This is a genomic window from Runella sp. MFBS21, assembly GCF_029433105.1.
In the GTDB taxonomy this organism is placed as follows: domain Bacteria; phylum Bacteroidota; class Bacteroidia; order Cytophagales; family Spirosomataceae; genus Runella.
In genome coordinates this window covers 330,875-356,680 of the sequence record NZ_JARNTW010000002.1, presented here as the reverse complement: position 1 = coordinate 356,680, position 25,806 = coordinate 330,875, and the positions used below count along the sequence as shown (strand labels likewise).

The window sequence follows — 25,806 nt, the reverse complement described above, 5'->3', positions numbered from 1 at the left end:
TAAACACCGCAAATTTGCGGCGAATAAGTCGTCTATTTACTGCAAGACGAGAAACTTCAGTATCTTTAATCAGCAAGAGTACTTAAGTAGCCTTACCTCAAAACACCACACCTTTACGAGTTGCCACCTCTCACCCTATTCTATCATGAAAAAAATGCTTTTCGCTCTATTAGTGGTGTTGTTTACTCACTGCCATGCCCAACAACAAATTTGTTGGAAATGCAGTCTTACCTTTATGGAGTTATCTAGCGATTTTATAAGCGACAAGTAAACTTGCCTTCCTCCCCCTCAACTTCTTACCCAATTTTCTCCATTTTTTTTGAGCTAGCATTTTTTTTATTTTATCTTTGCCACTAAGATACTTTTACGCTAAGATACATTATGAAAATTAATAAAATCCTAGAAGTAAGGAAAATCAGCCAACAATACGCTTACACATCTCTGCAACTGCACGAAACGATTGCCCGTAGCGCTGGTTTTGTTGGAACAGACCATAAATACCTAGGATTTTTTCTGCAAAAAGGTAGCCTCACCGCGGGCGAACTCGCCAAACTGACGGGTCTTAGTACAGGAGCAGTGACAGGTCTTATTGATAGGTTTGAAAAAAAACAACTTGTAAAACGGGAATTTGATAAAAATGACAGAAGAAAAGTATTGATTGTACCGGATACTCAAAAAATTACTGCCCTTCTAGAACCTTTTTATAAAGAATTCCAACAACAAACCGAAAATCTAATTGCGACCTTTTCGGAGCAAGAAATAGCGGTTATTGCTTCTTACTTGGGCCAAAGTATAGAGCTAATGAAAGAGACAAAAAACAAGTTTAATCCATAACCCCTGGAAGACCATGATAAACAGCAATAATGTGTCAAAAGAACTCACCAATGATGATAAACTGCCAGTATATTATCACGGTACAAAAGCAGATTTGAAGCAAGGCGATTTGATTGAAGTGGGGTTTCATTCCAATTATGGAAAAAGAAACAAAGCAAAGTATATTTATCTCACCGCCACTTTGGAAGCCGCTATTTGGGGTGCCGAACTGGCTGTAGGGGAAGGACGGGAGCGGATTTATATCGTAGAACCTACTGGCTCTATTGAAGATGACCCTAACCTGACTGATAAAAAATTTCCTGGCAATCCAACTAAATCGTACCGCTCACTGAGCCCTTTTAAAGTAGTAGGCGAAGTGACAGAATGGCAAGGCCACACCCCCGAACAGCTCAGCACCATGAAGCAAAGTCTCCAAAGGCTTAAAGAACAAGGTATCGAAGCCATTGAAGATTAATGAGTAGTCCTATTTTCCAGTTGTTTATAGGCTGGGTCTGCTATTTAAGAAAGTTTTTACAGTTAACAATTTTATACTAATGAAAAAATACTTCTTAGTTTATGGATTTCTAATAGTATTGGGTTTTACGAGATGCTTGGCTCAAATCAGTCCTCCGGGCTTAGGCACTGCCCACACCGCCGAATGGTTTGCCATTGGAATCCGTCAAGATTTAGACACAACTAAAAACAAAAGTTGGCAATCTATGTCGTATATTGGGCTAGGAAGAAAAAGTAATCCTGACAATTTTGACCCTTTCTATAAACCAGCGATTATTGTCATCAATCAAGAATTTTATCATCAGTTTCACCCTCATTGGCAATATTCCTTAGCACTTAGCTATCGCCGCCAAGACGAGTATCTCGAAAAGCCGCCATACAGCCACGATAATGAACCCTTAGAACAAGAGTTTAGGGTATATAGCCGGCTTTCCTACTTACTACAAACATCACGGATAAAATTCACCCCTACCCTTAGACAAGAGTTTAGGAAATTTTATACAACCCATTTTAAAAACCTAGACGAAATACTACAGCTGCGTTCACGGTTTCGATTGCAAGTCACTTTCAACTTAGATGCAAAAAAAATCCATCGCCTTATTGCGGGTTCAGAGTATTTGTTTGCCGTAAGTAAAAAAACAGCCACCAATGCTTGGACAAACTTTAAATATCGTGAGAGCAGGTTTTCGTTGTATTATTCATTATCTCCGCCCAAAATCCCTTTGGTTTTTAGTATGGGCTACATGAACAATATCATTGGCGTAAGTTCTCCGCTGTCGGTTCATTATGCTGCTTTTGATGTGGTTTTCCAAAACCCATTTAAGCGCCCCAAACATCGCTCCTAAGTAACTTCTCTTCATCCAAAAGGGCTGTTTGCTTAACACAACCAATCAATTTTTTCCATGCTACCCACCGAAAAAATAATACATTTTCTGCAACAAAAAGTAGAAGTAACTACCGAGGAAGCGGCGGTTTTTGGTGAGGCTTTTCAGGCTAAGATATTCCGCAAAAAACAACTGGCAATTCAACCAACGTTTACGGCAAAGTATCGCTATTATGTAGTAAAGGGAGCACTTCGCTCGTTTATTATGGATCACAAAGGCGAAGAAAATACCATTGCGCTTGCTATCGAAGACTGGTGGATTACAGATTACAACAGCTATATCTATCAGCAGCCTGCCACGTTGTTTGTGGAGGCTATTTCCAACAGTACCGTGCTACAACTGAGCTACGAAAACGAACAAAAACTTAAAGCTGCCAATCCAAAATTTGAGACCTTCTTTAGAATCATCGCCGAGCGGGGCCTTGCCTCCCAACAACGCCGATTGATCGCTAATCTCACCCAATCGGCCGAAGAACGCTACGAAAACTTTGCAAAGCTATATCCCCAATTTGTCAACGAAATACCACAGTATATTATCGCTTCCTATCTCGGTATGTCTACCGAATTTCTCTCTAAAATTCTTAATCACAAACTTAACTGCAAAAGTTGAACTGCTTCAACTTTATTTCTTAAGCTAGTTCATTTTTTAGCCGCTATGTAAGACCGACTTTTGCTTTATCAAAAGGGTGTTATAGAAATACACCTTGTATTAAACTTCTAATTATAAGCAATATGGAACGCGTCATCTGGATTATATTAGCTTTTGTAGCGGGGGCATTTTTGCCTATGCAAGCGGGCATGAACAACAAATTAGCAAAAACAGGCGGGAGTCCTGTCCATGCTTCTATGATTTCATTTGCCATTGGAGTTTTGGCATTAGTGGCTTACATATTCTTAACCTCTCAAAATATATCTTGGAAAGGCATCAGAGAGGCTCCTACCTACGCATGGGCGGGTGGAATTTTGGGAGCTTTTTATGTGACTGTGATTGTATTAGCTTTTCCAAAAATTAGCCCTGGTCTGACTTTCGGATTAGTAGTGACAGGGCAATTGTTGATATCAATGCTTATGGAACATTTTCAAATTATGGGTGCACAACCACAATCTATCAGTGTAGGAAGAATCATAGGTCTAGCGCTGATTGTGGGAGGAGTAATCATGATGAAGAAGTTTTGAAGCCGATAAAACAATATCTACCCCACAAAAATCTTAGTAGAGATGTTATCTTTTTGCACCCCATTATCGACTAAGTAGCTGTGGTGATACAGCTCATTTCTCCCTAAAAAAGAGTATCTTGAGAGGTTTGCACTTGATTCGTAAGTTATCAAATTTCTCCAATTTTTCACTCATGGCTAAATACGGAAATATCATGACCGTGGTAAACCTAGATATACCCACTCAAACTACGGTAGAGCAACTTTTGAGTAGTCATCAGGTCTCTTTTATCTTGTTCAATGGGCTGTATTATCTTGAAACAAACTCCAAACTCAATACAGCCGAGGTGATTAAGGCATTGAGAAACGCAGGCATCAGTTTTGTATTTTTTCACAATCATAATTCTGACAATTCCGAAATTAAGTCAAACAACATAGATAGTGATATTGTGGACGAAATCAAACACATACTTTTAGAGTAAAACACCAATGAAAAACCTGTTGTTTATCACCTTCGTACTTGTTAGCATGGGAAGCTTTGGTCAAAAAAGCTTCAATGACTACGTTCAGTTTTACCCTATCAGCGAAGAGGCCTATATTCGTTTGATGAGTTCTTATACCAAACAAGAATCAATCTTACTTGATGCCAATCCAATTGTCAGATACAGTTTGTTCAATGATTTTTTGAAGCATATAAACACCAAAACACATACGCAAGCTTGGTATGTGTCTTTTAGGCCACAAGTTCGGATTTATACTAGCAATTCGCTACCCGTTCGGATGCCTTCTTACAGGATTTTATTGGGAACTCAGCATATGTATAGGCTTACACCTGTTGATGCCCAAAAAGCCAAATTTGTAAGTTTTTCTTTTGAAAGTGGGCATTATTCCAATGGTCAAGATGGTAGCGCCTTCTCCGAACTGTACGCCGACGGTTCACCAGAGAGTGATAGTATTTATCGAACCATTACGTCTCACACAAAACTATCGGAGATCTTGAACCGAAAAAACGCCAACTTCTCCACCAACCTTTCCGAATTGATTCTCAACTACCGAATCAATCACCTCGACGATGACAATCTCCCCCAACAAACATCTTCATTTAGCCTAGGCTATGTGCTTTATCACGATTTATTTTGGGGTGTTTTTAATTTTGGCGGCTACTCCGACAACGACATCAAGATTTATGGCCGACATCGATTTTTGGGAAGCTATGAGTTTATGAAGGTGTTTGAGAAAGACACCCAAAAGCGCTATGTCATCAAGCAAAATATAGAGTGTATTCATCGCCCTCATGCCTCTGTTACTCCTCTTCGTTTAGAAACTATTGTTCGGGTTTTTCCTTTTAAAAACTCCAAAGGAATGGGTTTTATGTTTTCATACATTTATGGGCATGATAATTATAATTTTCGATTTGTTGATTCAGGGCACCAAGTCGCCTTGGGACTCACTTGGGATTCCTTCCCTCCTTTTACCATGGGTAAGTTGGCCGACTAATTTGTATCTTTAGGCGTCACTTTCTACTGCCTGAGCTTTTTTACGATGAACAAAGACCTGATTTTGCGAGAAAAACTAGCGTTTCAAAGAACAATCCTGTCCAATCAGACTACTTTTTTAGCCTTCTTACGGACTTCTATGTATTTCTTAGTTGCAGGCCTGACTATCAACAATCTGCTAGAAGTATCTTATGGGCGTGTGATAGAATACGTCTTTATTTTTATCTCTTTTATCCTTTTTGTAGCGGGCGTATTCAATTACCGAACTCAACACAAAAAAATCTTAGAATGCGAAAAGCACATTGGGGATTATAAAGATGAATATAGCAAACACTAGCCTAAAACAGTATTGTCAACATATATTCAATTGGGTTATATAAAACAGTAACATGAAACAGCTTACTTCTTCTTTGATATTTCTTATTTTTGGATGTCTGGCTTGTAACTCTTCCTCTCCAGCACCCACCACAATCCAAATTTCCGGAATTACGTCTCGTAACATATTTGGAGTTCCTAGTCAAGTTGATGCCGACGACTGGAAAATAGAAAGTGATTGGCCTGAGTTTATTATAGAAAAATTTGACTTTGCAGATACCCTAAATTATACCACCGAAAATGATAGCCCTTTGGTTAGCGATATTATGGCTTATCCCAACCCTTGTAATTCGCAGGTAGCGCTACAAATAACCAACACCAAACCTACAATTATGAAGTACATTATCGTGGACTCCGATATAAAATTATACCAACAAGCCAGTGTTAGACTCCGTTCTAGTAACAGTTCGATTATTTTAAGCATTCCAAGTTCTACGTTTACTTCGGGTAAATTGTACAGATTGTATTATGCCTTTTATGACAAAACCAAAAACATCTATGCGAAAGGATATGGAGACTTAAAAATACAATAACGCCTCCTTTGGTAAGCTTCAAGGAAATATTTTTTGAACTCAAAAAGCCTATTGAAATCCTACCACGTAAAAAGGCATTTTTAATCTTTAGAATTTTTTTGGGCAAAAAATTGCGTAGTCAAATAACTACACATATATTTGTAGTCAAATGACTACACAATGAATCTACGACGTGATGTTTTTCAAGCCATAGCCGACCCTACCCGAAGGGCTATCCTTCTGCTAGTGGCTACCCAATCCATGACAGCAGGTGCTATCGCAGCCAATTTTGATACTGCTCGCCCGACCGTGTCGAAACACTTACAAATCCTGACCGAATGCGAACTCCTCCAACAACAACAAAACGGTCGCGAAATTTACTATCACATCAATGCCAAGAAAATGAAAGAAGTCGCTGACTTTATTGAGCCGTTTCGCCAAATGTGGGATGAGCGTTTCAACAAACTCGAAGCCATTATGCAAGCCTACAAAACAAAACAATAGAGCGCAAACTCTCTTTCAATTAGCTTATTTTCACCATGATACATAAAACTAAAATACAGGCCGAAGACGGCAAACAGGAGTTGACAATCACGCGGGAATTTGAACTTCCTGTCGAGCTGCTTTTCAAAGCATATGTGGAGCCCGAAATCGTAGCACAGTGGATGGGGACGAAGGTCTTGAAACTCGAAAGCAAGGTACATGGTAGCTACCAATTCGAAACGAGTAATCCGCAAGGAAATGTAGTATTTCGATCCAATGGCGTCATTCATGAGTTTGTGCTAGACCAAAAAATCACACGCACGTTTGAAATGGAAAATACGCCTTTTGCCCCGCAACTTGAATTTTTGGAGTTTGAAGCTCTCTCGCCTACTACCAGCAAACTCACCATGCATATTATCTACAAGTCGGTGGCGCTCCGCGACCAGATATTACAACTACCTTTTGCCCAAGGACTCAATATGGCTCACAACCGACTGCAATCTATCCTCAACCCCATCAAATAAAATCATGAACAACAAAAACTTACCCCAAGAACGGCGCGAAGAGCTATTTGGTATCTTGAAAACTCGTTTCGAGAAAAACATGAACCGTCATCAAGGCATCGAATGGGACAAAGTACAAGCAAAACTAGCAGCAAAGCCCGAAAAACTCTGGTCGCTCAACGAAATGGAAGAAACCGAAGGCGAGCCTGATGTGGTAGGCTATGAGGCAAATACGGACGAGTACATTTTTTTTGACTGCTCAGCCGAAAGCCCCAAAGGCCGCCGTAGCCTCTGCTACGACCGCGAGGCACTGGAAGCGAGAAAAGAATACAAACCTGCCGATAGTGCTATCGATATGGCCACGGAGATGGGCATTGAGCTTTTGACAGAAGACCAATATCGAATGCTACAAAACCTAGGTAAATTTGATACCAAAACCTCAAGTTGGCTACTTACTCCACCCGATATGAGAAAACTTGGCGGAGCTATTTTTGGAGATTTTCGCTTTGGAAGAGTTTTTGTTTATCACAATGGCGTCCAATCTTACTACAGCGCTAGAGGGTTCCGTGGCTCTCTAAAAGTGTGATTTTTACTAAAGATCGTGTTGTACTTTAATACGAAACGTTCCTTTGATGTGTTCTGCTTCTACAAAATCACCAATCCAGCAGTCAAATTTGCCCTCTACCCAAATAAAACGATCATAGGTCAAATTATAGAAATAAGCATCTGTCACTTCAAACTCTTGTGGTTGCTCATTCTGTTGGTAAGCAGTACTTTTCCAAGGAGTACCCAACGCGGTCTTTTCAGTTTTTCTAATCTCGACTCCTCTTATTTTTAGATATTGATAGCTTTTGTCAAGTTTAACAAAATCATGCTTCCCTGATTTGAAAAGCAATGGATAGTTACCCGTATTTTGTTTGTACTCTTCAGGAGTAAAGAAAAAAAAGAAGCCCCAATTAATGGTACCATCGGCATTTTCAAAACTTGCCCCATGTCCTGGATTAGGATGTTCGGTACTGAATTGGAAGCTACTAAAGAGTGTCATGTTGTCTTCACCCTCTATGTACATTTGTTTTTTGCCGTTTACTTCAACTGACAAAAAAGATTTTCCAAGCGGTGGAATCGGCTCAACCGATTCTTCTTTGCGACAGCCATTTAGCGTCAGTGCAACCATAAAAACGAATACCCAACGAAGATAAATAGAAAAGGATTTCATGAAAGAATAGGAGTTGATGTGGAGAAATAAAGTTACTCATATTCGTGATAGAATCACTACTGTTCTCTCAATTTTATCTCTTTTCAATTTATCTATCTCTAGCAAATAGCCCATTTTTCCACACCCCTGAAAGCGTTAATAATAACTCGACTTTTGCTTTTTAAAAGGAAGAAAAAAATGTGAAACTTATTGGCAAAGCGGTAGTGTTATATGCAAAGTAGAGCCGTCATATATGTCGGCTCTACTTTATAGCAGCCATTTAAAACTACTTTTCATGAAATACTTCCTCTTTTTAGCCACTTTTTTGGCATCTTTCTACGGTCAAGCTCAAAGCGAGCCTACTTTGTTTGAACCAGAACGTATCTCAAACGGAGGCGTTTTTGGACTCACGATTTCGCCCGATTCAAAAATAGCCCTTTGGGTGAGTTCCAATGGCAAACGTGACACACTAAAAATCATGGAATCGCACAAAATCAAAGGACAATGGTCATCCCCAACGGTAGCCTCCTTTTCGAGCGCCCAAGGCCAATGGAAAGACATTGACCCAATGTTTAGTCCTGACGGAAAAACAGTATTCTTTCAATCTACCCGCACAACAGGTCGCGCTGCTCACAGAACAGATTTTGATATTTGGGCGGTGACAAGGCTAAAGAGAGGTTGGAGCGAACCATATCATCTTGGCAACTTCATCAACGGCGAAGAATCTGAGTCATATGCTTCAATGGCTAAAAACAGGAATATCTATTTTATGAAAGAAAACGAAGATAAAATAGGCAAATCAGACATCTATGTATCAGAATATAAAAACGGTGTCTATCAAACTCCCAAAAATGTAGGTTTACCCATAAATACCTCCGCCAGAGAATCCAATCCGTTTGTGAGCCCAGATGAAGATTATCTTATTTATTTTTCGTCCGACTCCACAGGCTATGGAGAAGTAGATTTGTTTATTAGTATAAAAAAAGAAGGCAAGTGGACAAATCCCAAAAATTTAGGTCAACCTATCAATTCTAGTATGGCAGAATTTTGTCCTTTTGTTCATCAAAAAGAAAAAAAACTGTACTTCTCTAGGCAGCAGAAACAACCCAACAAACTTAAAGAAGATATATATTCGGTAGATTTTGATGTTCGGAAGTACTTACCTTAAATATCTATATCGAGTAGCTTTAGTTTGAACAAAGCAAGTAAATTTGGCAATTAGCCACTACAAATCAACTATGGGTAAACACTTGAACGCGTTTTAAGATAAATATTTGACATAAATTCAATAACCATGACTAATCTAAATGCAATCGGCCTTGATATTGAAAAATCACAAGACCTCGCCGTAAAACTTAACGCCTTGCTTGCCAATTACTCTATTTTTTATCAAAATGTAAGAGGCTATCATTGGAATATCAAGGGAGACAAATTCTTTGAATTACATTTAAAATTTGAAGAATTGTACAATGACTTACTGCTCAAAATCGACGAAGTGGCCGAAAGAATTCTCACTCTAGGCTATGCTCCCAATCACAACTACTCTGACTACAAAAAAGCATCTAAAATCGTAGAAAGCACCGAAGTCTCGGATGGTATCAAAGCAGTAAAAGATATATTGGAGTCTTTCAAGATCATTATATCGCTTCAGCGCGAACTATTAAGTCTCTCCGCTGATGCCAATGATGAAGGTAGCAACGCTCTCATGAGCGATTACATACGAGCTCAAGAAAAACTAGTTTGGATGTACTCGGCCTTTTTGAACAAACAATAATATAGTGATTTGCGCCTGCGGCATAATAGCGGTACAAAATCCGTTATTATGCCTTTTTTATTGATGCCTTTCGATTTAATCCTGACTCCTAAAACCTAAATTAACGTAATGAAGGATATTAAGACGTTCAATACAGATGAGTTTATAGGGTCTTTTATGAAGCCCGACCCTAAGCTTAAAGAAATAATCAAACAAGATTATGGACGTTTTTTTATGGTCAACGTACAAGATCTCATCAAAATCTCCAAACTTCCCGTGCCTCCCAATCGAGGTCATACTCATATCTTGATTTATCTGACAAGTGGCGTAGCTACCATGCGAATTGGGGCTTATCCCGTCCAAATCCACACAAATGAATGCTTGATAGTTGCAGCGGGACAGGTGTTTAGTTATGACCAATACGAGGTAAACGAAGGTTTTTTGTGTAGTTTCGACGACAGTTTTCTAACGGGCAAAATAGGAAGCAGCGACCTTATTAAAGAGTTTGAATTTTTGACGATTTGGGGTAATCCCATTATCCGGCCTACTCCCCCCATTGCCAATTATCTCCGTCAAACCTTTGGAAGAATCCATGACGAATATGCACAAAATGGATTGAAAAACCCTACCATCATTCAATCTTATTTAATCGCTGCTCTTTGCGATTTAAATACGACTTATCAACCACTTTCCAATAGTGAAAATAAAAAGGCAATAGCTTTGACCAATCGTTTCAAAGAATTACTTCACCAATACATTCATACCAAACATCTGGTGACGGACTATGCCTCTATGCTCAATGTAAGTCCTAATCACCTCAATAAAATTGTCAAACAAATTACCCAAAAATCTCCTTCTCGGTGGATTGATGAGACTTTGGTGACAGAAGCCAAAGTGTTGCTTTTCCAAACCAGCCATTCTATTAGCGATATTGCGGCTCAACTAGGAATGTATGATGCTTCTTATTTTAGTCGATTGTTTAAAAAATGCGAAAAATTGACACCTATGCAATATCGAAAAATGATTGAAAAATCCTGATTTTAGGTGTATCTGTCCTACTCTTCACAACCATTTCAGACGACCTTTGCCTAAATTTTAAAAGCAAAGAAATGTACGTTATTTTACTCACTTTACATTCGGTATTCAGATGGTTGGTCTTGCTTGCGCTGCTCGTTTCTATCTATCGCGCATGGAGTGGCTACTCACACGCTCTCCTTTTTTCCAAAACCGATAATGCCCTGCGGCATTGGACTGCCACTATCGCTCATTTGCAATTGACCATAGGTCTTATTCTTTATAGCCAAAGCCCTATTATTCAATCATTTTGGAGCAATTCAGCAAAAGGGATTCAGTATTGGGAACTCACTTTTTTTAGCCTGATTCATTCTTTCCTCATGATTGTGGCCGTGGTATGTATCACCATAGGGTCGGCCTTGGCGAAGAGAAAACCGACCGATAAAGAAAAGTACAAAACCATGCTTATGTGGTTTAGTATTACGCTTTTCATCATTTTTATCGCCATACCTTGGCCCTTTTCTCCCCTTGCCCACCGACCTTATTTTAGACCTTTCTAATCATGTTGACTTATCTCAAAACTCCTATTGGCCGATTACGACTTTTGGCCTTTTTAGAAGGTATTTCTCTCCTCATGTTGGTATTTATAGCTGTGCCTCTCAAACATTTTGCTCATTTCCCTGGCATGGTCAAAACCCTCGGCCCTATACACGGTGCTTTGTTTCTGCTTTTTATTTTCAATACCTTTCAAGTGGGCATTGAGCAACAGTGGAAATTCAAAGAAATTACTTGGAAAATATTGGTTGCTTGCCTTATTCCTTTTGGCACATTTTATATTGATGCTAAAATCCTTGGTCCACTCTACAGAAAGCCATGAACAGCTTGGTAGAGTTTACCTTTCAAAAGGAAGACTTCTAAACTTCTACAAAAAAACCAGACTACTTCAAGGAGGCAGTCTGGTTTGATACATTCATCTCTTACCTAATTTATCTAATCCTTAAATTTCAAATCAAAGACTTGCCAAGTTTATAATAGTCATAGCAAGTCTAAAGGGCAATGGTTGTTGGCTTTCCTTTTTGCACCGTGATTGTTTTGGTGTTTTTGCCGTATTTTACACTGACCGTTCCGCCTAGTTTTGATGATACTTGCGCGTGGGTCAACTTCCCGTCTTTCCATTTCATATCCACTACATAACCACCTCTGGCACAAAGCCCTTTGACCTCGCCATCTTTCCAAGCCGAGGGTAAGGCGGGCAAAAGTTCAATGTTTCCGTCGTGGCTTTGAAGAAGCATTTCGGCAATTCCCGCCGTCGCCCCAAAATTTCCGTCGATTTGAAAAGGTGGGTGAAGGTTAAAGAAATTAGGCGCTGATTTTTGTTTCAAAATAATGTTGAAGTTTTTCAATCCTTCATCACCGTTTCTCAGTCTCGCCCAAAAATTAGTCACCCATGCCGCGCTCCAGCCCGTTTGGCTCGCTCCACCTCCGTTGGCCAAACGATATTCCAGTGATTTTTTGGCCGCTTCCACAAACTGCGGGGTTTGACTGTAATTAAACGCATTCCCAGGGTAAAGCGCGTACAAATGCGACATGTGGCGGTGTCCTGGCTCCACTTCTTTGTACTCTTTAGCCCACTCCATCACGCGCCCATCCGACCCAATTTTGACGGGTTGAAGTTGTTTACGGGCTGTTTTCAATTCTTCGATAAAAGTGTCTTTGTCATTGAGAATTTCTGCGGCGTTGATGACATTGCCAAAAAGCTCGTCGATAATTTCTTGGTCGTGGGCAGGCCCCATGCTTATCGAACCTCGACTACCATCGGGCGCCACAAAACCATTTTCGGGCGAGGACGCAGGCCCCGACACCAACAGCCCCGATTCGCGGTCAACGACCAACCAAGCTTTGTAAAAACGAGCCGCATTTTTCAGCGTACTATACACCGACTGCAAATAGTTTTTATCTTTTGTAAAAGCATAATGCTCCCACAAATGTTGACAAATCCAGCCACTCGCCCCCGACGTCAATCCCCACGAAGGGTGCTCGCCAGGCGAGGTAAAACCCCACACGTTCACAATCGGATTGACACTCCATCCCGGCAACCCAAACTGTACGGAAGCCGATTTGGTAGCGGGTTTTTCGATGTCCTTGATAAACTGCGTCATCGACAAATGTAGTTCGCTAAGATTGGTAACTTCGGCAGGCCAATAATTCATCTGAATGTTGATATTGGTATGGTAATCGCCGTTCCAAGGCGTCTGAATTTTGTTGGCCCAAATGCCTTGTAAGTTGGCCGGCAGCGTGTTTTCACGGGCCGAAGAAATCAACAAATATCGACCAAATTGGAAATACAATTGTGTCAAATAATTATCGTTGTCTGAGGTTTTAATGGCCAAAAGTCGCTCGTCGGTTGGGATATTATCGGCAGTATTTTGACCCAAACTCAACACCACTCGGTTGTAATACTTTTGGTAATCAGCAAGGTGCTCTTTTTTGACTTGCCCAAATGGTTGAGCTAATGCTTTTTTCAAATTAGCCGCCGTAATTCCTTTGTAATCACGGCCTTTGTAAATGGGATAATTGGGCAAATAGTCGGTCGAAGCCGTCAGGTATAAAATCACTTCATCGGCATTTTTTACCACTAATTTATCATCCATAAATGATTGCGTCCCTCCATTCAACTTAGCTTTGAGTCGAGTTATATATTGTATACCATCACCACCTTGACCATTATGAAGCGCGCCAAACATTCGCAATTCTCCGTCACTTGTTTCGGTAGTAAAACGCTCAGGACGATTCAGCGAAGCCGAAAAACTAAGAGCGCCTTTTTTATCCGCCGTTAGCCTCACTACTAATGCGTTCAAAGGTCCACTGACAAAATATTCTCGTTTGTAAGTCACCCCATCTTGGGTATAGCTGACATTGGCAATAGCCTCATTCAGGTTCAAATCCCGATAATATGACTGATAATCACTTTGTTTTCCGAAATCCAACCACAAATCACCCAAAGTTTGAAAGCAGCCAAAAGGCACATTGGCACCATTTCCATGCCCCGAACCTTGCCCTTTACAAATTTGCGTTTTATTGGTCAAAGCCGTTGCTTCTTTAAATTTCCCTTCAAAAAGAAGGTTTCGAATTTCGTCCAAATACTTGGGTGCGTCAGGATTATCGTTGTCAAACGGGCTACCACTCCAAAGCGTTTTTTCGTTGAGCTGAACGCGTTCTTTGTTAACATCTCCAAACACCATCGCACCGATATTTCCATTCCCAATTGGCAGCGCTTTGAGCCATTCTTGGTCGTCTTTCCAACCGTCTTTGCTGTCGGGTGTGGTAGCCGAAGCAGGTTGTTTGTACCAAAGTTTCAACGGATGTTTTTGACCAAAAGCATTGCCCACAATTACGAGGCATAAACCGATTTTAATAAGGACTTTTAACATAAAAAAGGGATGTTTAGGGGTTCATTTTAACCGATGTTTTGTATTGGGAGATTACCTCTATGGCGTTGAAAGAAGGCCCTGTTTTCTTGATATCGTCAATTACCTCAGCCGAAATGCCCGTTATGCTGTTGTTCCAATCTGCTAAACGCACAATCAACTGCCCGTATGGAAGGTAATTTTTTAAGCCCAACAACCAAGGCACCCCATTAAAAAGGTGATCGGTTTTCAGTTTTTCGCCTTGCCATACTTCTGCTTGCCCGCCTCGATAATCTACCTTCACAAACACATCATTGATATAAGTAGGAAAGGCCTCTGCACTACCGATTTCGATTTCATTTGTTGCCCTTTTTTGTAGGTTCAATGCTGGTTTCTTTTGGGGAACACTTACTGTATAATTATCCCAAATTGACGACTCAATCTTCTTCATAGACGTTTCAAATGCTATTGTGTTGGCAGGATATATTTTAAAATCGAAAGTAGGCACTTTCATCTGAAGCAACTCTATTTCATTGTTTTTCAAGACCATATCAGCTTCCGAAAGTACCAATGCTTGCTTTCCATTTAGATTGATACGCCATGCTTTTTCGGCTTCGGTACGCGTCAAAAACACCAAGGTCACCCGCTTTCCTTTACCATTTTTAAGTTCAATTACATTTGATTTTGAGGAAGATAATACGTCAAAACCATCTTTCTTGCGAAGTATCCAACCAGCAGATTTCATCTCTTGTAGGGTGGTTTTATCAAGTGCCACTTGCGGCTCAACGCCATTGAGTTTTTGAAAAAATACCATCAGATTCCCCTCATTTTCAACCTTGGCAAATGGTTGTGCAAGGGCATATTTTATTAAAATACCATTGAGATCTAGGTTAAACGGTAAAATCGGCGAGGTTTCCCCTTTCAGGATAAACGTCGGAAAGTTAATCGTTTCATTGGGGAGTTTTATTTGCAAAGACACCTGCTTATCAGGCATGGGTACCCGTACTTGGGCATTACATAAAAACACAAACCCGTGGTTGTCTTTGACCCGACCTATGTACCTGAGTTTTTCCGTATTCAACTCATCGCGGAGTGGATTGTGGGCTTCTACAACACGCATTTGTACCAGCTCTTTTCCGAAATCATTGGCAAAATGATGTAAAATTTTCAGGTATTTATATGAAGGGCGCAAGTAGCCAAATTCGCTAATGGGCGCCTGAAAATCATAATTTTCGGGACAGCCAGGCTCTTTGAGTCCAGGTGATTGGGTACCCCCGTGAAACATATAATACCCCATCATGTTCATCCCTCGCCCCATTTGATTTTGAAGGTGTGCTTCTACGATATGTGGTTCCACCACAAAACGGTTTGCGTAAGTCACCTGACTCCCGCAGCCCTGTTCGCACATGCCTTTTGGGAAACGATTGGTATCATAAAATACCTTACCAAGAGCATCGGTCATAATCCATTGGTCGTTGCCATAGAGGAAATCTTTGGTAGCCTTCCCTCCGTCTTTTTCCCAACCACGGTATGGATATCCACCTTGGAGCGGAATCACTTGTTCCTTGGTATCGTCAAAGACTGTATTGGCCGTCACCGACCAAAAAACAGGTTCAATTTTGCTGGAAAGCGCCATTTTTTTAAGCGTTGAGATATGTTCCGCTTGCCCTGACGCATATTCGTTTTCCAACTGCACCCCAATGATTGGCCCACCATTTTTGAAGTACAAGCCGCTTGTTTGTTTACCAATCTGTTGGAACAACCGAGAAGATTCTGCTAAATATGCCGAATCATTGGAGCGCTTGCCCTTCATTGAATTTATCCAATCGGGGTGTCCGCCGTACAATTGCTCCCCGTGAGACCACGGCCCGATTCGTAGCCAAACATAAAGTCCATGTTTTCCGCACAGTTCGACAAACCGCCGTAGGTTCCGTCCTTTTTCCCAGTCCCATGTCCCTTTTGGCGCTTCATGTTCGTTCCAAAATACATAAGTGGCCACAATCCCCAAACCGCCACTTTTCATTTTCAGAAGTGCTTCTTCCCAATCTTGATCATTTACCCGATTGTAGTGAATTTCGCCCATCAGTGGGTACCACGGTTCACCATTTTTGATAAAATACTGGTTATTAGCCGCCAACATACTACCTGAAGGATTGCTCGCTTGCATAGGTAACGTCTTTGGGGTTATTTTTTCAACCTTCCTCATGTCCAACACGGCTAATTCTTGAGCCTGCGTTGACGACAGTCCTGCCAAAAAGGTTAAGCTCAAGCCCATTTTTTTTAAAATATTCATGAAAAAAAATATGTTTCGTTTTTTTATTCAACAATCAATAAAAACCCCTTCGTCGGGGCGATTTCCAAGGCGTCATCTTTGGTAAAAGTTTGGCCTTGTTGGAAGTTTTTGACGGCAGGAATAGTAAATTTTGCCTTAGAAGGGTCGATGCCGATGGCTTTCCAGTCGATATTCAGTTTCACTTTTACGGTTTCGGACGCCCACGATGCCACCGAAATAAGGGTTTTTCCTTGGTGAATATAAGCCGTTGCCAGCACTTTTTCGTTGTCCGTTTTGACGGGGCAATTTTCTTCCCAATAGCCGCTCATTTTAGCATGGGCAATGTCGAACTCATCCCAAATTTTCCAAATATCACGCGGGTCACAACTCACCCCTTCCGTAAACCACGGATAGCGAACCGTCATGCCATAAACCATACCTCGCCACGGATTGCCGCCGCTGTGTAGCATATCGCCCATGTGCCCAAACGGAATACCTGACACTTCGACCATCCAGTTTTCGGGCGGCATTTTGTCGTAGTTAAAACTTTCGCCAAACCATAGTTTATTGAGGTACGGAAAATACTCGGTGTATTGGTTAGCAGGGCCTTTTGAAAACCCTGTGTTGGAATGTAAATCCAGCAAACAACCTGGCTTGACGACATTCATCACCTTCCGCATTCGTTTCAGCATATTTCGGTCGAAGGCCACGTCATCAAGATAAAGCCCGTCGATGTCAACGTTTTTGACCAGCCATTGGAGGCCATTGATGTAATAATTGTACCAACGGGATTTGCCACCCGTCCGAATCGCCGCGTCGCATTCTTCGTAACCGTTGATTTTGTTGAACCATTGCACATCATAATGCTCCACCAAATGTTCGCGTAGCCACGGAAAACCGCCTCCTTTGCCATCGGCAAAAATCTCATCGCCCAAGCTCCGCAACGCCCACAGCTCAGGAACTTGATTTGTCAGTTCGCGAATTGTGTAATAAATCTTGACTTTCAAGCCTTTACTGTGCCAATAGTCCACGAAATTTTTCATGCTATCGACCGCAATAAAGGGGTAATTGATGTACGGATTGATAGGATTTGCGTGGTGAACATTGGTAATTTTAATGCCCGATGCCAAATCTTTCAGCGACGGGGCAGGCTTATTTCCGTCGTGGTAATAGCGGTTGGTAAACTGGTCGTAGGTATCTTGTTTCTTGACGGGTGTGAGTAATAAACGGAACGAAAAGTCAAGGCTTTCCCCTGCGTTCATCGTCCGTTCTCCTGAGTACGTTGTAGCGAGCGTTTGCGCGTCATTGCTCAAAATTCTAAACCCTCCTTTGTTAGTATTGTACCAAGACGACGGTGGCGCAGGATGATAGAGGTTCAATAAGGGGCCTGTGTAATCGGCACCCAGCATCTCGCATTGTAACCCTGCTTTTACAGAACCAACCCAGTACGAGTCTTGCGGGCCTTTCCATTTCCATTGGTATTCCGTGGGACAAAATCCCCCAGGCAACCCCATGCCCATAAAATAGGTTGCATTGGCTTTCTCCACAGGAATCTCCAACCGAGCATCTTTTATATTCAGGGGTGTTTCCGTTTTTAAGCGAATATTGTACAGCAATGTACCGTCAAACTCCATGCTTCCGTCGCAACGAAGGCTAAATCTACGGCCTTTTCCCTCGGCTACCCACGAAATTACGCCCGCGCTGTTTTTGGTAAATCGAAGGGAGGAAGGAGTGATTTTTTCCACTCCCGCCTCCGTTTCGACGACAAACACTAAGGGGTTACGAAGCAAATGTTGTTGATTGACCCTCACCGCCTCTGGAAAACCTGACTCATTGAGCGACACTTCTCCCATGAGGTACGTAATCTGTTTCCCATTTCTTTTCAAAGCCGTGTAAGGCGCAACGGGTTGGTCGTCCATGCCCAAGGTCGAATTTAGCCAACGCAGTCGAGAATGCCGCCATGGCTCGCTATCGCCCCGGTCGGAAAGGATTTGATTGATTATGTCGAGGGTTACTTTTATTGTTTGGGGGGCTTCATTTTCGGCGGAAATGATTACATCAAACGATTGTTTTCCCGGTTTTTCGGTCGCAGAAATATCAACGCCAAACCAAAGTGGTTGTACTTTTCCTTGGGCTACGTCCACTTTTTTGGTAAACGGATGACCGTCTGCGTCGGTGCCTCCCGTGTTAAAACAAGTCACTTTATTGTTTCCCGAAAACGTTACTTTGAGGTTTTTAAGCTCTTTTTTAGCCGCAAAAACGGCAATCTGAAACGCATAGTATTCATTGCGTAATGCCTTACCATGAAACACGTTAGCGGGTTTTTGCTCAATCCATCGATAAGGAATATTTTCCGTCATTCGGACCGGAAATTTTCTATCTTCTGGAAAAAGTAGAAAATTTTTATTTTCACGACCAATCAATGTCTCTCTTTCCGCGTGCGTCGCGCCCACTTCCATAGGATAAAAACTGTCGAAAGCCGTTCGTGATTCTATTTTCAGTACTGAGGCTTGCGGAAGTGATTTTGCCTCAAAATCTTTGGCCAAAAGTCGATGCTTTTCGAGCCAAGCTTGATTGGGTTTGTTTTCAGGAGTCAAGTACTTTCCTTCCCACCAACCGATGTTCTTTTTCCCCGCAAAAGGCATATAATACACGTAAAAAACGCCTGCATGGCTCGGTTCGAAGACAAACTCTCCAACTTCTCTATCAATTTTAACACGATGAATATTAGTCACTTCCACCCCCTTCTCATCGGTTATTAAAAGCCGTTTTTCTTGGGGACTAGCGTCACGGCGTCGCCAATAGATTTTTGTATAAACAACCTCGGCTGGTTGCGCCACTTTAATGATAGCACGGTGATTGCCATGCTCTTCCAGCCAAGGCGTGGTGGCTACGGCATAGGGATGTATTTGGGCACACAATGTTCCAAAACCCAAACACAAAAAAGCGAAAAAGGTTATGATTGATTTCATAAAGGCATGGGGTTAAGAAAGCCCTTCTAAGGTTTGGTTTAGTCAACCCTGCCAAGGTTTTGAACCTTGGCAGGGTTATTAAGGCTAGTATCAATCCATTTTTACTTCCGATTTTTCCATGTGGGAGGTAGTCAGAATAGGCTTGTCGCCAGGGGGGAAAGAATTGTCAGTGAGGGTTACATTCTTACAGGCTTCAATTCTAAAAGTGGTTTTATCGGCCATAAAATCCACCGTTTTTGACGTAATGATTTTATTATAACGAAAAACCAAACCGTCCACACTTTTTGCCGTCAGCAAGGGTGCTACCGAAGTTTTGAAGGTATTATTTTCAATGAGAATGTTTCGATGAACGTAAAAACCATTGACTAAATCGTGGTTTTCGGGCGCAATTGCAATCACATAACTACCTGGTGATGAATTATATCCACATTCTTCAAACACATTGTTACGAATCACTACATCTTGTACGGGTCCAGACTCAAACCAACTGGCGGCATCGTCGGCAATGAGAATGGCGTGCATCCCTGTTTTGTAAAAATGGTTGTTTTCAATCACCACTTTGCGGCGGGTTGTCATCAAAATACCGCGCGTATTTGTTCGTTCAAAACGGCAATTTCGTATCGTCACTTCAGGCGTCCAAGTAAGGTTTTCGATACACTGCCCCACGGCCACATTGGCAGCAAAGGGTTTATCAGTTTCCAATTCCATTTCTCGGTTGTTTTTCAATACTGCATTTTTAAGTTTGGCATAACCTAAGGGTTGCAGTGTTTTAGGATTCACAAAAGCAATGCTATCGCCCTTAAAAAATGCCTCAAAACCATACGTTTGGTGGTGCATAAAACGCACCATGAGTTTGTTGGAACCCGTTTTAGCTACGATTTGCAAATGCGTTCCGTGCACATTGATAGGGTCATCGTGCGCACCTGAAGTGAAACAGCTGTCAATCAACACTTTACCCTTGCATCCCGAAAAATGAAAACAGTCGGCGAAGGCACTGATAATTCGTCCTGATTCGGGACGAGGCGCTACGTTGACTTTTCGAATGGTGATATTTTCGGAAAACTGCGATACTACTCCCAATCCGTGCATAAAGTGCAAATTGAGGTTTTGTAACAACACGTTTTGACTCAGACTAATAAATCCGCCGCAATTGTCGCGGTAAGGGTCACGAATCGACAACCTTTCCCCTGCTGTCAATTTGGTTTTGGAAAAATCTCCCGTAAATACGACCTCTCCTTTTTGTTTTTCTTCGGCTTTGCTTTCCAAAAATGCCTTAAACGAGCTGTATTTTAGGGTTTCGTCGATTTCATTGAAAACAATGGTGTGGTGATTGTTGCTTTTCCAACCTTCTCCGTAAAAGCCCAATTTTCCATTTTTAATAAAATAACGAGTGTCAGGGTGCAGCTTGGTTTCTACTTTGGTGGGCGACACCGACGTCAGCATCAACTCACTCATCGTGGGTCGTTCGTAGTCAAATGAGAGGTTACGAATCGTGATGTTTGAAGACTTAAAAAGGGCAAATGCCACCATTTTTCCGTGTAAATATATTTGCGTTCCGTTGCCTTCAATAGTTAGGTTTTTAAACTCTTTCAACAAAAAAGCGACGTTTTTAACCTTCGATAACGTGTCATTTTCTGTACTGTTTGAAATGTAAATTTCTTGTTTGTACGCACCATCTGGCCACAAATCCAAACGCCCACCAGGTAATACGAGCGTGGCATTGGATAATTTTCGGCACTGTTCAATGGCTTTGACGAGTGCGGGGCTTGCGTTTTCGTAGCTATCGGGCTTGGCTCCAAAATTGCTCAAAAGTACGCGTTGTTGGGCAAAGGTCGTTTTGCAAAAGCACAGCATTAAAAGCAAGCCGTAGCCTATTATTTTATTTTTGCTCATGGGTTTTCAGGAAGGATTTTCGTTTTTCCAATATAGTTATGAAACATCTTCAAATTTTCAGATGCTTTGGTGACAATGGGCTTTTTACAGCCCCAAAAAACATTGTTTTGAATCGTGACGCCCGAGGCTCCCGCCACCGAAATGCCACATTCGGCATTTTCACCTTCAATCAAGTTTCTTTCAATCAAGATGTTTTTGTGAATACCCGCGACCGAAATATCAGGAGCTTTAACGTTGATAGCGATGGCCGAAGCTCCGTCGTTGGTTCCGTCGCCACGTCCGCAACGTAGAATGCGGTTGTTGCGCACAATCACATTTTCGGACCCAGCTCCTTCGCGCCAATCTCCCTCGGCACCAATATGAATGGCCGTTCCTGTGCTTTCTTTGAAAGTACAATTTTCAATCAATACTTGACGAGTTTTGACCAACACCGCCCGCGCCAAATGACTACCTACGTACGAATTAACAAATTCCAAACGTGGCAATCGAGTCACATCGATGAGGTAATAATTTTCTAAATCGTCGGGCAAAGATTTGTGAAGCGTAATGGTCGTATTCCAATCTTTAGGTTTGGGTTCCGATTGTGTAACGGTGTATTTTCCGACCACGGCCAACGTCTTCCGCGAAACAAGTTCGAGCACGTCGCCTTTATCGGGATAATCGAGCACCATGGCGTGCGTACCCCACGCTTTCTCCATTTCGATGACGTACTTTTGCGAAGCTAACTTCTTTTTAATCAACTGATAATAACCATGTACGTTGGTGGCATCATCGCCTTGACCTTCAAACGTACAGCCATCAAAACGAATCGTACCTTTGCAAGATGTAAAGTGGGTAGCATCCGTGTTGGTCGATTGGTACAAACCTGGACGCGGGACAATGCGCAGGCCATTCATCAAAATATTTTCGGAACGATGCCCTACGATTCCCATACCGGGCTGGGAATGAATCGTGACTTGATTCAAAACAGTGTTAATGGATTCATTGATAAGAATCGCAGGCCGAAAATGAAACATGTGGTTTATCAACGCTACATGTCCGAGGAGTTTTTGGGAATACGAAGCCCAAATCCGAACCGTTTCGGCATCAATCAGTTCGTTCTTTTTTGGAAAATAAATGCTTTTACCTAAAAGTCGGTTTTTACTCAAATCCCAAAACATCAACCGCAGCATCAGCAGGTTGTTTCTAATCGGAAATTCCTTGGAAAATCGTACATCAAAATAGCCATCCCCTTCGTTTACCACCACTCCTTCGCTATGAGGCATGGTTTCGTAATCAATGGTCAACCCTTTTATGGTGAGATTCTTGCAATTTTCGATAGATACAGGCTCCATCCACCCGCTAACGGCCAACCTCGCACCGTTGGCATCCACTTCGAGGGAGTTAATTCCCTCAAAGTGAATGCCTCGGCTGTACGGGTAATACGGGGTAAATACCACGTCTTGCGGATTGCGACCCATTTTGCCATCCATCACATCATTCATAAGCTGAATGGCCTTGGGCTCGCTGATTAGGTACTTCCCAGCGGGAAATACCAGTTTTTTCACCCGATTTACCTTACAATAATCCACGGCCTTTTGAATGGCTTCACGGTCGTTGAGGGTATCGTCGGGTAAGGCACCAAATTTCGTCACCGAAACTTGGCTAAAAATAGTAAAGGTGTGGATAAATAAAACTATAAATAGTATAACGCTTTGTCGGAAAGCCATAAGAAATTAGGTTTAGAGAAACTCATCAAAAGTAGTCTTTTTTACTACTTAGGCGTTATTAATAAAGGGCTATTGCCCAAAGTCTCTATTTGGATTTTTGCTCCTACAATAGCGATATTGCCTTTTTTGACAAATCCATTTTCGGTTACTTCTTTTACTTCAACCATCTTATAATTTCGCCATTCTTTAGGCACCTCCAACGCTACTTTTGTGGCGCAGTAGGAATAAAAAACATAACTATTGTTGGAAACCCATTGCGCAGGAAAAAACAGATTACTTTTACTGCGAAGGGTCAGTCCATTTTTGGTTATTAAACTATCTTTCAGCGATACTTTTACACCGTCGGAAAAATGAGCGACCCGATTTTTACCCGTTCCTTCTACCTTCAATCGCTGATGTCGATTCAGAAAAAAGTATTGAGGACAGTGTTCGTAAAATTCATTGATAAAAATTTTAGTCCAATACGTACGTCTCATTTCGCTCCAAGGCACCTGCGGCATTAACAACTTATCACTTGGCAAGTACCAACTATCTTTGATTTGTTCGCTCCAAGCACTTGGGAAAATCGTTTCGGCATTCATCGAAATACCAAACAAAAAGCCCAAATCCACATCACTTGGCACGTCAGGATTAAAGTCTGTACCAGTAAATACCTTGGCAGGGTTTTTCAAGAAAAAATCTTGATTTATAGGATAAAGATGATACGAAAAAGGCACCATTCCGACCATGTAATCCAGCACCGCTTCGGTCGTAACATCTATTCCTTTGGCGTTCCAGTATTGCCAAATTTTCTTCTGATAAGCCGCTTCGATGATGTTTGATTCTGAATGCCCTTCGCTGGGTCTTGCAAACCAAGCATCTAAGTGAATCGTGCCCGATTGCTTGAGTTCGGGAAGCAAGGCTAGCAGTTTGTCGATTGTCATCTGTGCATAACCATTTTCATACTCATTTCGATAATTAATCTGGTACGCACTGAGTCCATTATAGCTGCCAATTACTTTCAAACTCCCGTCTTTGTTTTTCGAAATCATGTCTTTGCTTACGTAAGTATCCCACAGTGGGCTGTTGGTATAAGCATCAGTCATGTTGATATGTAAGCTAATGGTCGTATGGTATTTGCGGGCCTCTTTCATCAACCATTTCAAGCTTTGTAGGCCCGACGCGTCTTGCGGTCTTTTCAGGGAGTTATTAACTTCAAAAAAAGCAGGATACCGATCGTCGTGGCCGTTGTATTGCCACCCTACCAAATAAATTATTTTGGGCACCCCCATCGTCAGGGCATCGATGGTTTTGATTAGCTCAAGTGTTTTTTCAAAATCACATACTTTTTGACACGACCCGTCTTTGTTTACAAGAGCATTCATGATTTTCATCACCAAGGTCTGAGAATAATCGTGTCGAAAGCGGGGGGTTGTTTGTTGGGCATCAACCGCCAAAGCGCCTACCCACAAAACAAAAATTTTTGCCAGACATACACTTCTTATTAATTGCTTATAACTGTTTGTCATTTTCAAAATCGATATAAATCATCTACTAGTTTTTTTCTGTTTTATTGAATTTTTATAAAACAGAAGGCTTCCATTGTTTCTTGATACTACATACCACAACACCCCGCTCAGTGTTTTGAGAGATTTGATATCTCTCACTTCTCCGTTTAAGGTCAGACCCGATTGGAGGGGCGATAATGCACTAAAAGCTGCCGTGCCACTTCCTAGTAAAACAGAACCATAACTGGCATCATAATGCCCCTCAAAAGGCGAAACACCACTAAAATTTCCGGCAGCTATGAGGTCGGTTTTGTTGTCATTGTTAAAATCTCCCACCGCAAAAGCATAAATAGGTGCCCATTGAGCAGGTGACGGCAATGGAATCGACTCAAAACCGCCTTTTCCATTGTTTATCAAGGTCAATGATGAGAGCGTTTGGAGAGATAGTTCCTTGGTTCGTTTCAGGTCTTCACCAAAAACCTCCTCCGTTGTTTTGCCTGCGTAGCTTGCATAATCGACAAATTTTTTCTTCATCAGCATCGGGAATCGCTTCTCTATTTCTTCTTTTCCTAAGAAAGTATAGTACTTCCCCTTTTTAGAAACCGACAGTATTTGGTCAAAATGCGGTATCTTTTTTATGATTGCAGTGCTGCGACCAGTTTTCGGTTGGGCTTTTATAAAGGTCGGCTGTATCACAACCGACCTTTTATACGTCAATAAATGAATCATGAAATGTCAGGATTCAAACCTAAGTTTCACGATCGGTATAACCCACTATTTATGATACTTAACCAATAGCCCTATGAAGCAATGGGCAAACTCCCCCAGTTTTAAATCACCTATCTACCTTTGTCAACTGGGGAAGTTTTTTTGTTTAATTCGTAAAATTGGCAATTCTTACTACCCACACGCGACTATCGCCATTGGCAGCGGTAATTTTGTATTTACGAGGTTGCGAAAAATCGCCAGGGATGCCCGGCATAGGTGCCCCTTCCAAAGGCTCCATAGTGGCGGCGGGCGAGATATTGGTCATAAATACCAACCGACTTTTAGATACTTTCGCTTTTTCGGCAGCCGTAAAACTACCAGAAGCAGCCGGTACTGTTACATTAAATATCAACGAATCTAAGGTAGCGCCGGCCGTATTTTCTTTTCTTTTAAATTGTTTTTGGCTCAAGGTAAGCGTCACATTCCGCACCACTGGACTTCCGCCCGATGTGGCAGTGGGGTCTTCAAAGCGATATTCCATAAAAACCTCTGTAATAAGCGCTTCCTTGAATTTTGGCAGATTTTCTTCTAGTCCGTATTTAAGGCAAGAAGATAATGTCAATGCCATGCCTAGGATAAGCAAATACTTCATTTTATGTATTGT

General features: G+C 41.6%; 26 protein-coding genes. 17 read left to right on the top strand and 9 right to left on the bottom strand.

Annotated features, from left to right (window positions below; translation table 11 throughout):
• Positions 1–381 precede the first annotated feature (381 nt).
• The 12 genes from P1X15_RS05730 (at position 382) to P1X15_RS05675 (ending at position 7,318) form a co-directional block, all read left to right on the top strand.
• Complete coding sequence (locus P1X15_RS05730) at positions 382–834, top strand: MarR family winged helix-turn-helix transcriptional regulator (RefSeq protein ID WP_277337188.1); 453 nt, start codon at positions 382–384, stop codon at positions 832–834.
• 13 nt (positions 835–847) lie between these two features.
• A complete protein-coding gene (gene arr / locus P1X15_RS05725) occupies positions 848–1,288 on the top strand; it encodes an NAD(+)--rifampin ADP-ribosyltransferase (protein WP_277337187.1) in 441 nt (146 codons plus the stop codon).
• A 79-nt stretch (positions 1,289–1,367) separates the two neighbouring features.
• Positions 1,368–2,171 carry a DUF2490 domain-containing protein gene (locus P1X15_RS05720; protein ID WP_277337186.1) on the top strand — a complete coding sequence of 268 codons (804 nt, stop codon included), beginning with the start codon at positions 1,368–1,370 and terminating at the stop codon, positions 2,169–2,171.
• Between the two features lie 57 nt (positions 2,172–2,228).
• The gene (locus tag P1X15_RS05715) at positions 2,229–2,819 is read left to right on the top strand and encodes a Crp/Fnr family transcriptional regulator (RefSeq protein WP_277337185.1); all 591 of its coding nucleotides are present in this window, start codon (positions 2,229–2,231) and stop codon (positions 2,817–2,819) included.
• 122 nt (positions 2,820–2,941) lie between these two features.
• On the top strand, positions 2,942–3,385 hold the full coding sequence (locus P1X15_RS05710) for a DMT family transporter (RefSeq protein WP_277337184.1): 444 nt from the start codon (positions 2,942–2,944) through the stop codon (positions 3,383–3,385).
• Between the two features lie 172 nt (positions 3,386–3,557).
• Positions 3,558–3,845: a hypothetical protein gene (locus tag P1X15_RS05705; RefSeq protein WP_277337183.1), complete on the top strand. Its 288-nt coding sequence runs from the start codon at positions 3,558–3,560 to the stop codon at positions 3,843–3,845.
• 7 nt (positions 3,846–3,852) lie between these two features.
• Entirely contained in the window at positions 3,853–4,860 is a 1,008-nt protein-coding gene (locus P1X15_RS05700; protein ID WP_277337182.1) for a hypothetical protein, read from the top strand.
• 45 nt (positions 4,861–4,905) lie between these two features.
• The gene (locus tag P1X15_RS05695; RefSeq protein ID WP_277337181.1) at positions 4,906–5,196 is read left to right on the top strand and encodes a DUF202 domain-containing protein; all 291 of its coding nucleotides are present in this window, start codon (positions 4,906–4,908) and stop codon (positions 5,194–5,196) included.
• Positions 5,197–5,248: 52 nt separating this feature from the next.
• Positions 5,249–5,767, top strand: a complete 519-nt coding sequence (locus P1X15_RS05690; RefSeq protein ID WP_277337180.1) for a hypothetical protein — start codon at positions 5,249–5,251, stop codon at positions 5,765–5,767.
• A 159-nt stretch (positions 5,768–5,926) separates the two neighbouring features.
• Positions 5,927–6,250 (top strand): helix-turn-helix transcriptional regulator, encoded by a 324-nt coding sequence (locus P1X15_RS05685; RefSeq protein ID WP_277337179.1) that lies wholly within the window; start codon positions 5,927–5,929, stop codon positions 6,248–6,250.
• Between the two features lie 35 nt (positions 6,251–6,285).
• Positions 6,286–6,753, top strand: a complete 468-nt coding sequence (locus tag P1X15_RS05680) for an SRPBCC domain-containing protein (RefSeq protein WP_277337178.1) — start codon at positions 6,286–6,288, stop codon at positions 6,751–6,753.
• Between the two features lie 4 nt (positions 6,754–6,757).
• Positions 6,758–7,318, top strand: coding sequence for a DUF4256 domain-containing protein (locus tag P1X15_RS05675; RefSeq protein WP_277337177.1), 561 nt, complete (start codon positions 6,758–6,760; stop codon positions 7,316–7,318).
• Between the two features lie 6 nt (positions 7,319–7,324).
• Here P1X15_RS05675 and P1X15_RS05670 read toward each other — a convergent pair whose 3' ends face one another.
• Positions 7,325–7,948: a hypothetical protein gene (locus P1X15_RS05670; RefSeq protein WP_277337176.1), complete on the bottom strand. Its 624-nt coding sequence runs from the start codon at positions 7,946–7,948 to the stop codon at positions 7,325–7,327.
• Positions 7,949–8,222: 274 nt separating this feature from the next.
• Between P1X15_RS05670 and P1X15_RS05665 the strand changes: the two genes are divergently transcribed.
• From P1X15_RS05665 to P1X15_RS05645, 5 genes are all read left to right on the top strand, one after another.
• Positions 8,223–9,095, top strand: a complete 873-nt coding sequence (locus P1X15_RS05665) for a hypothetical protein (RefSeq protein ID WP_277337175.1) — start codon at positions 8,223–8,225, stop codon at positions 9,093–9,095.
• Positions 9,096–9,221: 126 nt separating this feature from the next.
• Positions 9,222–9,701: a Dps family protein gene (locus P1X15_RS05660; protein WP_277337174.1), complete on the top strand. Its 480-nt coding sequence runs from the start codon at positions 9,222–9,224 to the stop codon at positions 9,699–9,701.
• A gap of 108 nt (positions 9,702–9,809) precedes the next feature.
• Positions 9,810–10,718, top strand: coding sequence for an AraC family transcriptional regulator (locus tag P1X15_RS05655; RefSeq protein WP_277337173.1), 909 nt, complete (start codon positions 9,810–9,812; stop codon positions 10,716–10,718).
• Between the two features lie 71 nt (positions 10,719–10,789).
• Positions 10,790–11,254 carry a hypothetical protein gene (locus P1X15_RS05650; RefSeq protein WP_277337172.1) on the top strand — a complete coding sequence of 155 codons (465 nt, stop codon included), beginning with the start codon at positions 10,790–10,792 and terminating at the stop codon, positions 11,252–11,254.
• A 2-nt stretch (positions 11,255–11,256) separates the two neighbouring features.
• Positions 11,257–11,571, top strand: coding sequence for a DUF3817 domain-containing protein (locus P1X15_RS05645; protein ID WP_277337171.1), 315 nt, complete (start codon positions 11,257–11,259; stop codon positions 11,569–11,571).
• A gap of 169 nt (positions 11,572–11,740) precedes the next feature.
• On the opposite strand, the gene P1X15_RS05640 is transcribed toward P1X15_RS05645, so the two are convergent.
• From P1X15_RS05640 to P1X15_RS05605, 8 genes are all read right to left on the bottom strand, one after another.
• On the bottom strand, positions 11,741–14,125 hold the full coding sequence (locus P1X15_RS05640; protein WP_277337170.1) for a glycoside hydrolase family 95 protein: 2,385 nt from the start codon (positions 14,123–14,125) through the stop codon (positions 11,741–11,743).
• Between the two features lie 13 nt (positions 14,126–14,138).
• Positions 14,139–16,394 carry a beta-galactosidase gene (locus P1X15_RS05635; protein WP_277337169.1) on the bottom strand — a complete coding sequence of 752 codons (2,256 nt, stop codon included), beginning with the start codon at positions 16,392–16,394 and terminating at the stop codon, positions 14,139–14,141.
• A gap of 23 nt (positions 16,395–16,417) precedes the next feature.
• Complete coding sequence (locus P1X15_RS05630; protein ID WP_277337168.1) at positions 16,418–19,345, bottom strand: glycoside hydrolase domain-containing protein; 2,928 nt, start codon at positions 19,343–19,345, stop codon at positions 16,418–16,420.
• Positions 19,346–19,435: 90 nt separating this feature from the next.
• Positions 19,436–21,238 carry a right-handed parallel beta-helix repeat-containing protein gene (locus P1X15_RS05625; RefSeq protein WP_277337167.1) on the bottom strand — a complete coding sequence of 601 codons (1,803 nt, stop codon included), beginning with the start codon at positions 21,236–21,238 and terminating at the stop codon, positions 19,436–19,438.
• Positions 21,235–22,947: a right-handed parallel beta-helix repeat-containing protein gene (locus P1X15_RS05620; RefSeq protein ID WP_277337166.1), complete on the bottom strand. Its 1,713-nt coding sequence runs from the start codon at positions 22,945–22,947 to the stop codon at positions 21,235–21,237. Before P1X15_RS05620 ends, P1X15_RS05625 begins: the two co-directional genes overlap by 4 nt.
• A gap of 44 nt (positions 22,948–22,991) precedes the next feature.
• A complete protein-coding gene (locus P1X15_RS05615; RefSeq protein WP_277337165.1) occupies positions 22,992–24,455 on the bottom strand; it encodes an endo-alpha-N-acetylgalactosaminidase family protein in 1,464 nt (487 codons plus the stop codon).
• 18 nt (positions 24,456–24,473) lie between these two features.
• A complete protein-coding gene (locus P1X15_RS05610) occupies positions 24,474–25,163 on the bottom strand; it encodes an FG-GAP and VCBS repeat-containing protein (protein ID WP_277337164.1) in 690 nt (229 codons plus the stop codon).
• A 145-nt stretch (positions 25,164–25,308) separates the two neighbouring features.
• Positions 25,309–25,794 carry a DUF5018-related domain-containing protein gene (locus P1X15_RS05605; protein WP_277337163.1) on the bottom strand — a complete coding sequence of 162 codons (486 nt, stop codon included), beginning with the start codon at positions 25,792–25,794 and terminating at the stop codon, positions 25,309–25,311.
• Positions 25,795–25,806: the final 12 nt, after the last annotated feature.

Bases quoted from the DNA above. Each gene is read 5' to 3' on its own strand.
- P1X15_RS05730 (WP_277337188.1), top strand. From the start codon at position 382: ATGAAAATTAATAAAATCCTAGAAGTAAGGAAAATCAGCCAACAATAC.
- arr (WP_277337187.1), top strand. From the start codon at position 848: ATGATAAACAGCAATAATGTGTCAAAAGAACTCACCAATGATGATAAA.
- P1X15_RS05720 (WP_277337186.1), top strand. From the start codon at position 1,368: ATGAAAAAATACTTCTTAGTTTATGGATTTCTAATAGTATTGGGTTTT.
- P1X15_RS05715 (WP_277337185.1), top strand. From the start codon at position 2,229: ATGCTACCCACCGAAAAAATAATACATTTTCTGCAACAAAAAGTAGAA.
- P1X15_RS05710 (WP_277337184.1), top strand. From the start codon at position 2,942: ATGGAACGCGTCATCTGGATTATATTAGCTTTTGTAGCGGGGGCATTT.
- P1X15_RS05705 (WP_277337183.1), top strand. From the start codon at position 3,558: ATGGCTAAATACGGAAATATCATGACCGTGGTAAACCTAGATATACCC.
- P1X15_RS05700 (WP_277337182.1), top strand. From the start codon at position 3,853: ATGAAAAACCTGTTGTTTATCACCTTCGTACTTGTTAGCATGGGAAGC.
- P1X15_RS05695 (WP_277337181.1), top strand. From the start codon at position 4,906: ATGAACAAAGACCTGATTTTGCGAGAAAAACTAGCGTTTCAAAGAACA.
- P1X15_RS05690 (WP_277337180.1), top strand. From the start codon at position 5,249: ATGAAACAGCTTACTTCTTCTTTGATATTTCTTATTTTTGGATGTCTG.
- P1X15_RS05685 (WP_277337179.1), top strand. From the start codon at position 5,927: ATGAATCTACGACGTGATGTTTTTCAAGCCATAGCCGACCCTACCCGA.
- P1X15_RS05680 (WP_277337178.1), top strand. From the start codon at position 6,286: ATGATACATAAAACTAAAATACAGGCCGAAGACGGCAAACAGGAGTTG.
- P1X15_RS05675 (WP_277337177.1), top strand. From the start codon at position 6,758: ATGAACAACAAAAACTTACCCCAAGAACGGCGCGAAGAGCTATTTGGT.
- P1X15_RS05670 (WP_277337176.1), bottom strand. From the start codon at position 7,948: ATGAAATCCTTTTCTATTTATCTTCGTTGGGTATTCGTTTTTATGGTT.
- P1X15_RS05665 (WP_277337175.1), top strand. From the start codon at position 8,223: ATGAAATACTTCCTCTTTTTAGCCACTTTTTTGGCATCTTTCTACGGT.
- P1X15_RS05660 (WP_277337174.1), top strand. From the start codon at position 9,222: ATGACTAATCTAAATGCAATCGGCCTTGATATTGAAAAATCACAAGAC.
- P1X15_RS05655 (WP_277337173.1), top strand. From the start codon at position 9,810: ATGAAGGATATTAAGACGTTCAATACAGATGAGTTTATAGGGTCTTTT.
- P1X15_RS05650 (WP_277337172.1), top strand. From the start codon at position 10,790: ATGTACGTTATTTTACTCACTTTACATTCGGTATTCAGATGGTTGGTC.
- P1X15_RS05645 (WP_277337171.1), top strand. From the start codon at position 11,257: ATGTTGACTTATCTCAAAACTCCTATTGGCCGATTACGACTTTTGGCC.
- P1X15_RS05640 (WP_277337170.1), bottom strand. From the start codon at position 14,125: ATGTTAAAAGTCCTTATTAAAATCGGTTTATGCCTCGTAATTGTGGGC.
- P1X15_RS05635 (WP_277337169.1), bottom strand. From the start codon at position 16,394: ATGAATATTTTAAAAAAAATGGGCTTGAGCTTAACCTTTTTGGCAGGA.
- P1X15_RS05630 (WP_277337168.1), bottom strand. From the start codon at position 19,345: ATGAAATCAATCATAACCTTTTTCGCTTTTTTGTGTTTGGGTTTTGGA.
- P1X15_RS05625 (WP_277337167.1), bottom strand. From the start codon at position 21,238: ATGAGCAAAAATAAAATAATAGGCTACGGCTTGCTTTTAATGCTGTGC.
- P1X15_RS05620 (WP_277337166.1), bottom strand. From the start codon at position 22,947: ATGGCTTTCCGACAAAGCGTTATACTATTTATAGTTTTATTTATCCAC.
- P1X15_RS05615 (WP_277337165.1), bottom strand. From the start codon at position 24,455: ATGACAAACAGTTATAAGCAATTAATAAGAAGTGTATGTCTGGCAAAA.
- P1X15_RS05610 (WP_277337164.1), bottom strand. From the start codon at position 25,163: ATGATTCATTTATTGACGTATAAAAGGTCGGTTGTGATACAGCCGACC.
- P1X15_RS05605 (WP_277337163.1), bottom strand. From the start codon at position 25,794: ATGAAGTATTTGCTTATCCTAGGCATGGCATTGACATTATCTTCTTGC.